9 protein-coding genes are annotated in these 8,269 nt (G+C 53.2%); 6 read left to right on the plus strand and 3 right to left on the minus strand.

The window, feature by feature from the left end:
• From ACWVCN_RS09500 to ACWVCN_RS09525, 6 genes are all read left to right on the plus strand, one after another.
• Positions 1-588, plus strand: a 588-nt coding sequence (locus ACWVCN_RS09500) for an LPP20 family lipoprotein (RefSeq protein WP_455245357.1), incomplete at its 5' end; no start/stop codon positions are given.
• A 27-nt stretch (positions 589-615) separates the two neighbouring features.
• Entirely contained in the window at positions 616-1,248 is a 633-nt protein-coding gene (locus ACWVCN_RS09505; RefSeq protein WP_455245358.1) for a penicillin-binding protein activator LpoB, read from the plus strand.
• Positions 1,249-1,356: 108 nt separating this feature from the next.
• Positions 1,357-2,766, plus strand: a complete 1,410-nt coding sequence (locus ACWVCN_RS09510; protein ID WP_455245360.1) for a COG3014 family protein — start codon at positions 1,357-1,359, stop codon at positions 2,764-2,766.
• 35 nt (positions 2,767-2,801) lie between these two features.
• Positions 2,802-3,923 carry an LPP20 family lipoprotein gene (locus ACWVCN_RS09515; protein WP_455245362.1) on the plus strand — a complete coding sequence of 374 codons (1,122 nt, stop codon included), beginning with the start codon at positions 2,802-2,804 and terminating at the stop codon, positions 3,921-3,923.
• A gap of 22 nt (positions 3,924-3,945) precedes the next feature.
• Positions 3,946-4,209, plus strand: a complete 264-nt coding sequence (locus tag ACWVCN_RS09520; protein ID WP_455245363.1) for a hypothetical protein — start codon at positions 3,946-3,948, stop codon at positions 4,207-4,209.
• Between the two features lie 3 nt (positions 4,210-4,212).
• Positions 4,213-4,656, plus strand: a complete 444-nt coding sequence (locus tag ACWVCN_RS09525; RefSeq protein ID WP_455245365.1) for a type II toxin-antitoxin system VapC family toxin — start codon at positions 4,213-4,215, stop codon at positions 4,654-4,656.
• A gap of 55 nt (positions 4,657-4,711) precedes the next feature.
• Here ACWVCN_RS09525 and ACWVCN_RS09530 read toward each other — a convergent pair whose 3' ends face one another.
• The 3 genes from ACWVCN_RS09530 to ACWVCN_RS09540 form a co-directional block, all read right to left on the minus strand.
• Positions 4,712-5,245, minus strand: a complete 534-nt coding sequence (locus tag ACWVCN_RS09530) for a hypothetical protein (RefSeq protein WP_455245367.1) — start codon at positions 5,243-5,245, stop codon at positions 4,712-4,714.
• 6 nt (positions 5,246-5,251) lie between these two features.
• The gene (locus ACWVCN_RS09535) at positions 5,252-6,331 is read right to left on the minus strand and encodes a HEAT repeat domain-containing protein (protein ID WP_455245369.1); all 1,080 of its coding nucleotides are present in this window, start codon (positions 6,329-6,331) and stop codon (positions 5,252-5,254) included.
• 543 nt (positions 6,332-6,874) lie between these two features.
• The coding region (locus ACWVCN_RS09540; protein WP_455245371.1) for an alpha-keto acid decarboxylase family protein at positions 6,875-8,269 on the minus strand (1,395 nt) is incomplete at its 5' end.

Genomic DNA, 8,269 nt, shown 5'->3' on the forward strand with positions numbered 1-8,269 from the left:
CAAGGAGGAAGTCCCATGCATCAGCGGCAAGGACGAGAATATGTTCCGAATGTCGCATTGGGCGGGCTGGCCTTGGCGTTGTTGGTAGGACTCGCAGCTTGTGGCGGTCCTCCGAAGTGGGTGCAGCAAGGATCTGGAGCGTTCAACGACAAGGACAATAAAGCCTTCTACGGTGTTGGCTCTGTTACCGGGATCAGGAACGAACCTTTGGCATGGGATACGGCGGAAAACCGTGCTAGAGCCGAAATTGCCAAGACGTTTGAGACCTATACCGGATACCTGATGAGAGATTATTCAGCCTCGACAACTGCCGGGGACTTCACGCGAAATACGGAAGAACAAAACGTTGAGCGGGCTATTAAGACCATTACGACGACAACGCTTAGTGGTGTCCGTCCCGTCGAACGGTACAAGGACGAGAAGACGGGAACGTACTATGTCCTCGCTAAACTCAATCTGGAGGACATGAAAAACAATCTCGAACAGGCGAAGGAACTCAACTCCCAGGTTCGGGATTTCGTCAGGAAAAACGCTGATAAGCTTTTTGAGCGGTTGGAGAAAGAAGAGGAAAAGCGCGCCAATCGGTGATGTGTCTCTAGGTTTAAGGAGTCGAGTATGGAAGGTATCGATGTGAACGAACGATCACGAGTGGCGAAGGCCGTTGTGAGTGTCCTCCTCCTGATGGCAGGAGTGGTCGGGTGCGGTCATGAAACGAAAGTGACACGCGTGGATGCCGGCGTCGTCACGGATTTGAGCGGACGTTGGAATGATACCGATTCGCGCATGGTTGCCGAGGCGATGGTCAAGGATGCTCTGGAATACCCCTGGTTGACCAATTTCAGCAAAGATAAGCACCGGCAACCGGTCGTGGTGGTGGGAACGATTCTCAACAACAGCCATGAGCATATCAACGTCGGGACGTTTGTGACGGATTTGGAGCGGGAACTCACCAATTCGCAGAGGGTGACATTTGTGGCGGGTAAGGCTGAACGCGAAGAGGTTCGGACAGAGCGTAAGGAACAGGCAATTTATGCCAGGGAAGACACTCAGAAGGCTCCCGGAAAAGAAATCGGAGCCGACTATATGATGAAGGGAACGATCGCGACAATCCTTGATGAGGTCGACGGAACCAAGGCCATGTTCTATCAAGTTGACTTGCAAATGATAGATTTGGAGAGCAATGCCAAGGTGTGGTTCGGTCAAAAAAAGATCAAGAAAGTCATCGAAAAGAAACGGACAGTCTTTTAGGCGTCATATACTCCGTTGAGCCCTCTCGTCTCACGCCCCACCGGTCATGCTTCGGCACGGTGGGGCGTTTGTCTATCCATCCATCCGTTCCTTGTCACGGTCCTGTTCATGTTCTTGTGGGGCTGCGGCCCCTCAATCGACCGCTATCTCTTAGTCGAGAACCATCTCCGTGCGGACCAATTCAAACAGGCGGATGCCGTCATTCGGGAGGCCGAAAAGGATTACGGCAAAAAGAACCTCGTCCTTTACGGGATGGATCGTGGGATGACGCTTCATCTTGCCAGCGATTATCAGCAGAGCAATGCTGTGTTGGAGCGGGCGGACGAAGAAATTGAGCGACTCTACACCAGGTCTATTCGATCTGAAACAGCAGCGTTCATGACGAACGACAATGCCTTGCCGTACGAAGGAGATCCGTATGAACAGGTCATGGTGAATGTCGTGAAGGCTTTGAACTATGCCATGTTGAACCAATGGCAGGATGCATTGGTGGAGGTCAGGCGAATCGACCATCGTTTGAACGTGCTCTCAGACAGGAGAAATGACAGGCAAGCCTATCGTGATGACGGGTTTGCGCGGTATCTGAGCGGCGTCTTGTATGAGAGCGCCGGAGACATCAACAATGCATTTATTGCCTATCGGAAGGCTTATGAGACCTATGAGTCGACACGTTCGTGGTCACGTATGGTGGTGCCTGCACAGTTGCGAGCGGATTTGCGACGGACGGCGGAAGCACTGAACCTTAATCAGGAACTGGCGGAGTATCAGCGAGTTTTTCCGGGGACCCCCTGGGAGACCACGGTGGAACAGCGCCAACTCGCCCAAGTGGTCGTAATCAGTTATAATGGGCGCGCGCCGCACAAGGAGGATCAATTTTTTGACCTCCCGATCAGTTTGGATGCACTCCAGTTGGTCTTACTCAATCGCGGAATCTTGCAGTCGAATCGGAGCAACCCATCCCGTCGAACGGTCGACAGTGTCCTTTATGGACTCAACGGAAGGGTGGTCCGGGTAGCGTTGCCTAGACTAGTGCCGCAAAAAACACAAGTGCCGGTGGACCACATTACGCTGGTTCAGGAAGGAAGGAATCCTGTCATTGTTCAGACCGAATTGACGCAGAATGTTTCGGCCATGGCGGAGAAGGCGCTCTCAGAACGTATGGCGGGAATCACTGTCAAAGCGTTGGCACGCGCGGCGGTAAAATTCAGTCTGGCTGAGGGGGCGACGAGGGGAGCCCAGCAGGCGGCCGGCAGGGATGCTGCGCCCTGGGTTGGGCTTTTAGTCGGACTGTTCACAAAAGGATTAGCGGTGGCATCAGAGGAGTCTGACAAGCGAAGCTGGCGGACTCTACCGGATGAAATACATCTTGCCCGAGCCTGGGTGCCTCCAGGACAGTACCGTCTTCAAGGAACTCATCTGAGTGGAGAGTCAGGAACAAACGATGGTGTTGCGTCGGGGCATACGTTGGACTTGAAGGTGGGGGAAACGGCCATCGTGATTCGGAGAGTTCTTCGGTGAAGGAGCTTCTTCACATTGTCACGAGCAGAATAGGCGTGCCTACGGGGCTCATTCTTCTTTGCGGCTGTTCCTGGTTCGGCGGACAGCAAAAGCCTTCTTGGGTCGACGGGATGAGTTCAGACTATCCGTCGGCGCAATACCTGACTGGAGTCGGGCAGGGACAGACCCGTCCCGAGGCAGACAATCAAGCCTATGCGGCATTAGCGCGCATCTTTACTGCGCAGATTTCGGCACAGTCCAAAGATTGGGAGACGTACCTGCTCGTCGAACGGAATGGATACAGCCGGGATGAGAGGCGACTGACATTGGATCAAGTGACGCAGGTTTCGACCGATAAGGTTCTGGAAGATGTATCGATTGTCGATCGGTGGTATGACTCCAAGACGGCTACGTTTTATGCACTGGCCGGCATGCATAGGCTTCAGGCTGAAACGACTCTGTTGGAAAGAATAGCGGAACTGGATCGATCCATTGAGGACGATGTACGTGACGTGCATCAGACGACAGACGCGCTTGCAAAGGTAAGGGGACTAAGGCGCGCGACACGTAATTTGATTTTACGCGAAGCTTACAATGCCGATCTCAGAGTGATTAGGGCCAGTGGACAGGGATCAACTGCTCCTTACCAGGTGCATGAATTGACTCATCAGCTTGATGAATTCATGGCGGAAAATCTGACTCTTGCCATTGTGGTTTCTGGCGACCACAGCGAACCGGTTAGACAGGCGTTGACGGAAGGCTTGATCAAGGAAGGATTTCATATTCTTCTGCCTCCGACCGGAGACGCTCAGAACGCGGGAGTGGAATCACGCCAGCTTCCCGAGTTATTGGTGCGTGGACTAGTACGGATATGGCCGATCGAGGTTCGGGATCCGCACTTCAGATATGTCCGTTGGTGCAGCGATTTTGAAGTGGTGGAGCGGGTGAGTCAGCGGGTTTTGGGAGCTATTTCGAGAGGCGGAAAAGAAGGCCATTTGTCTGATCGCGAAGCTGTGGCCAAAGTGATAAGAATTATGCAGCGCGATATGTCATCTGAAGTCGCGAAGGCAATTGCAGCACATATCTATGGGGAGGCAGAACTCCCGGCTGAAGCCGTTCGTCCCGCTGGATGTCCGAGGGAAGGATTGGGATTTAGGCCAGCAAACGCAACTCACTAACAATGGAGGGGAGAGAAGAGACATGAGCAGAATGAAATCTGTGGGAAGAGCACCTCGAAGCCGTGGTCGGGGTCTCACTGCAACACAGCAACGGGTTCCAAGCCGGCTTGCAAAACGCCGCCTCAACGAACGGCTGAAGAACGATACGGCAGCTTTCAATAAGGGAAATCTGGCCGACAAACTTCGAAAAGAAGGCTACGAGGAAGTGCCGTTGGACGAGTTGCAAGATCGACTGTCAAAAATGTCGGGTCCCCTGGCTGCGGTCATCTTGAAAGGGAGGGTCTGATCCATGCCCTACTACTATTTTGATTCGACCGCTCTCGTGAAACGTTACAGCATGGAGCGCGGCACGCGTATCGTCAATAAGTTGATGGTTAAGCGCGGCAAGGTGGCGATCATCCCGACGTGGACCGTGACGGAGTTATATTCGTCGTTCTGTAATCGGGCTCAGCAGGGTGAGGTGACCAGGGATGATTGCTATTCCGTCATCCATAAATTCGAGAAAGAGTCCGCACAAGGATTGTTTCAATTTATTTCGCCGACGATGCAGACCTATCTTGCGACAAAGGAGTTGGCGATGGAATATCCTGCTCTCCGAACGCTTCAGGTCATGCACCTGGCTCTCGCGCTAGAAATGAAGCCGCTTCGATTAACAATCGTGAGCGCGGATGTTCCGTTGCTGGTTGCGAGTAAGGCTGCTGGGCTTCATATCATTAATCCTGAAGAGGATTGATCATGAGGTGCTTGCTGGCGCGAGCAAGGGCAAACCGTTTTCGGGGTCCATCGCGCTAGGGGCACTCATATTCGCCAATTATGGAGGCGATGACAGTTGACCAGTTGCTGGCGGCTTCCCGCCATTGTTTTGCATGGTCTATCAGGGAATCCGGTGGCGGGGTTTCAGAAGAGAGGTCTGACTGAGCCCGATGGAGGCTACTTTTAGCTAAGGTTAAGCTTCCGCAAACACCTGACGAGGCAGGTAGCTGACCGCCCGCACGTCGGAATAAAGCGATCGCTCGATAACCATGTTCCTGCGACCGAAACAGCGCTTCAGCGCCCTGGTAGAGTCGTAAGACAGCGGGCTCCTCTTTGTGCAAAAGCCCTAACCGTTTCGCCATAAGAGCAGCCCGTCCCATGTTCATTGCCGCGCCATCAGGGTCATCGTTCCCCATCGCCTCTTCGGCTTTTATCCATAACCGATCCATTTCGGCTGCATCACCTGTCAATTGGGCGAGGCTGACTTCCACAAGTAGACTGAGGGTCACCAGACAGAAACAGACGCAGGTCAGGTAATTCAATGTTGCTCTGGCAATGGAAGAGCGCATAGGGGATCAGTTGATCTGATCGAAGCCATCGAGTTGTTTGATGCTATAGTTGACCGCCTCCCACAGCTTCCCCTCTGGTGTGTTCCGGTCGCCGGTACGGGTGTTTCGCAGCGAGCGCTGAAGTGATACAAGCGGTTCGTAGGCTCGCCGATCCGGCAATTGTCCCAAAGCCCACACCACTTCGATCTTCACGGCCAAATCATCCGTCTTCAACGCATCGAGTAATGGGAGGATGATTGAGGTGTCACCATGCAATGCCCCAACCTTTCCAAGCGCTTTGGCTGCCACGATCTTCTGATCGGCTGGGCTGCGTTTCAGCATATCGACAAGGGAGGCAATACTCTCGCGGTGTCCGATGTTACCCAAGGCAATGGCGGCAGCCTTCGACACAGCTGGATCGCTGTCTTTCAGTGCGGCTTGGAGCTGCGGGACGGCTTGTGCGGAAAACATCTCACCCAATGATTGGATGATACGAATCTTTCTTGCAGAGGACGTATTCTCACTCTTCATGATCTTGAGCAAGCGTGCGTCCTGTCCCCAGTCGGCTGTGACCAAGATGGGGAAATCGTATTCTTCAAGTCGTTGCTTTAAGTGCTTTAGTGCGAACTGACCCGGGTCTGCAACCTTGGCTTCTTCTGCTGCGGCGATGGCATCGGGAAAGGTTGTTCGGATTTCCTTTTTCCACTGTGTGCTCTTTCCGTCCAAGAGGTAGGTCAACTGGCAAGCCGGCCCTTTCCATGTTCGCATCGGTGAGTCCGGAAGGTCTGCGTCGCCTCCGGAGGCCATCGTCCCTCCCCAGGTCTTACGCTGCTCGCATTTCATTTTGAACACGACATCATATGCCTGGTTCTCTTCCGGAACAACTGTGTAGCCGATTTCGGTGAAACGTTTAGCAATCAGATTCCGAAACGGGGTGGCATCCGTTTCGCCACGATCCGTCAATGCCAAAACTTCAAGCTGAATCCGATCGATTTGTCGGAGCTGTTGCTTTTGTTTGTCGGTAAGAGCTTCACGTCTGGCCCACCCGTTGGAGGCTATGTTGAAGCTGCAGAGGAGGATGATAATGACTACACGAAGCAGTAACATAGATCATTTACTGTACCCAAGAGCGAAGCGTGCTTGCAAGTTGCCAGGTTCAGAATGCGGTCGGTATAATCGCCGAATGTTACCCGCTGCGAGTTTGCCAGTACCGGTACGGAAGCATGGCTGAAGCGATTATCGCAGAACTGCCTATGTCTTCGTTATGAACGAGCTCTTGCCAGATGGGCGGTGTGAAGATGGGGATTGCAAGGGAGTCGGCTGCCATTCGATCGAGAGATTTGGAGGTATCAACTTAACAAGAGAGGTTTACCGTGCAGTACTGGGTCAAAGTTGTGTTCACGGATAATCAAGAATTGTTGGTCAAGGACGCGATCAGGCATACAATCAGCGACGATATGGAAGTGTTGGAAGTAGATTCTCCAAAGGAAGTAATCATCATTCCAATAAAGCAGATCAAGTATCTCGCCTGCGATGCAACAGTATTTGCGTCTAAAGGAACGCCACCAAAAGCGTAGCAAGAAGCCTTCAGTGCTTCTGGTTCGAGGGGCTTTCCTATCAGCCTGTTTTGCTCAAGGTTGACATATAAATTTATGGTCGGTCGGTTGAAAGTCGTTTTGCGAGCCGACGGGCGAGACGAACCATACCGGGGGATCTGTCTGTGGGGTCAATAAGGACATTGAGCACGTATAAATGATCAGGATCGGCTAAAGCCTGGGCCAACGTTTCTTCAAATTCGGCCTGTGTCTGAATAACATTTCCGATCCCGCCTCCAATGAGTTCGCAGATCCTTTCATACTGCCAGTTGTGGATATCGTTGAAAGGCCCTTCGAGAATTTCCCGCTCAGTCGAGTATCCCTTATTATTTAAGACAATGACGATAGGATTTTGTCCGTATCGGACAGCTGTGGATAGTTCCGAGCCAGTCATCTGAAAAGCGCCATCCCCGACGAGGACGATAGGCCTGAGCGAAGGATCGGCAAACCACGCTCCGATTGCTGCCGGAACGGCAAATCCCATGGATGTGTAGTAGGCGGGAGAAAGAAACTCGAAACGCCGGTGGACGTGCAAATCGGCTGCGGCGAACAGGGATTCACCAACATCGGCGATGACGAGCGTCGTCTTGTCCAATTTCAGGTCCAGATGGCGAAACAGACCGCGCAATGTAATGCGATCGTCTTCTATGCTCGTCGATTCTTCGACAGAAAGGGGAGCCGGTAGCTGGCGTGAAGAGTGGGCACGGAGATCGTGGGTTCCAAGCGCCTGGACAAAATCTTGGAACCGGATGGTGTCGTATCGATGGTGGCGGATGGTGACGTGATCAGCTGTGGCGTGAATGGTTCGTCCTTCCGAAAGCAGTGGCGATTTGGCATCCAAGTCTTCCAAGTCAGAAAGGATCGAGCCGAGAATCAGCAGGCAATCCGAATCATTAATAAACTCCTGCACTTCGTCTCGGGCGATCAATCCCCCGTACACGCCGACGTATAACGGATGGTCCTCACGAATGACAGATTTCCCAAGCAGTGTGGAAGCGATGGGCACGTTGAGCTGTTCGACGAGGCGCGTGAGGATTTCCTGTAGGCCAAACCGTCCGATTTCAGCTCCAGCAAGAATGGCCGGTCGCTTCGCCGACTGCAGCATGGATTTCACTTCTTCGATGGCTTCCTCGAGTGCAGCTGGGTCGCTGGGTTCGTCTTTCAGACAGAGCGGACGCAGCGAGTGGCCGAGAGGCGTATGGACGAGGTCCCGAGGAATCTCGATATAGATGGGGCGGCGATAACGAAGGAGGGAGGCAAATGCATGGTCCATCTCCCGTTCAGCGGTGGTGGGATCCTCGAGCGAAACGGAGGCGACGGTCATACTTTCGAAGACCTCGCGTTGTGTGGAAAAGTCTCGCACCATATGGTGCAGGTATGGCATGCGGATACGCTCGGAGAGGCCGGGCGAACCGGTGAGAAGGACGACGGGAGACCTTTCGGCATAGGC

The sequence above is a fragment of the Petrachloros mirabilis genome, from assembly GCF_975968855.1.

What these genes read in the sequence shown, in the direction of transcription:
- ACWVCN_RS09535 (WP_455245369.1), bottom strand. Translation starts at nt 6,331, where the DNA reads ATGTTACTGCTTCGTGTAGTCATTATCATCCTCCTCTGCAGCTTCAAC.
- ACWVCN_RS09530 (WP_455245367.1), bottom strand. Translation starts at nt 5,245, where the DNA reads ATGCGCTCTTCCATTGCCAGAGCAACATTGAATTACCTGACCTGCGTC.
- ACWVCN_RS09525 (WP_455245365.1), top strand. Translation starts at nt 4,213, where the DNA reads ATGCCCTACTACTATTTTGATTCGACCGCTCTCGTGAAACGTTACAGC.
- ACWVCN_RS09505 (WP_455245358.1), top strand. Translation starts at nt 616, where the DNA reads ATGGAAGGTATCGATGTGAACGAACGATCACGAGTGGCGAAGGCCGTT.
- ACWVCN_RS09520 (WP_455245363.1), top strand. Translation starts at nt 3,946, where the DNA reads ATGAGCAGAATGAAATCTGTGGGAAGAGCACCTCGAAGCCGTGGTCGG.
- ACWVCN_RS09510 (WP_455245360.1), top strand. Translation starts at nt 1,357, where the DNA reads ATGTTCTTGTGGGGCTGCGGCCCCTCAATCGACCGCTATCTCTTAGTC.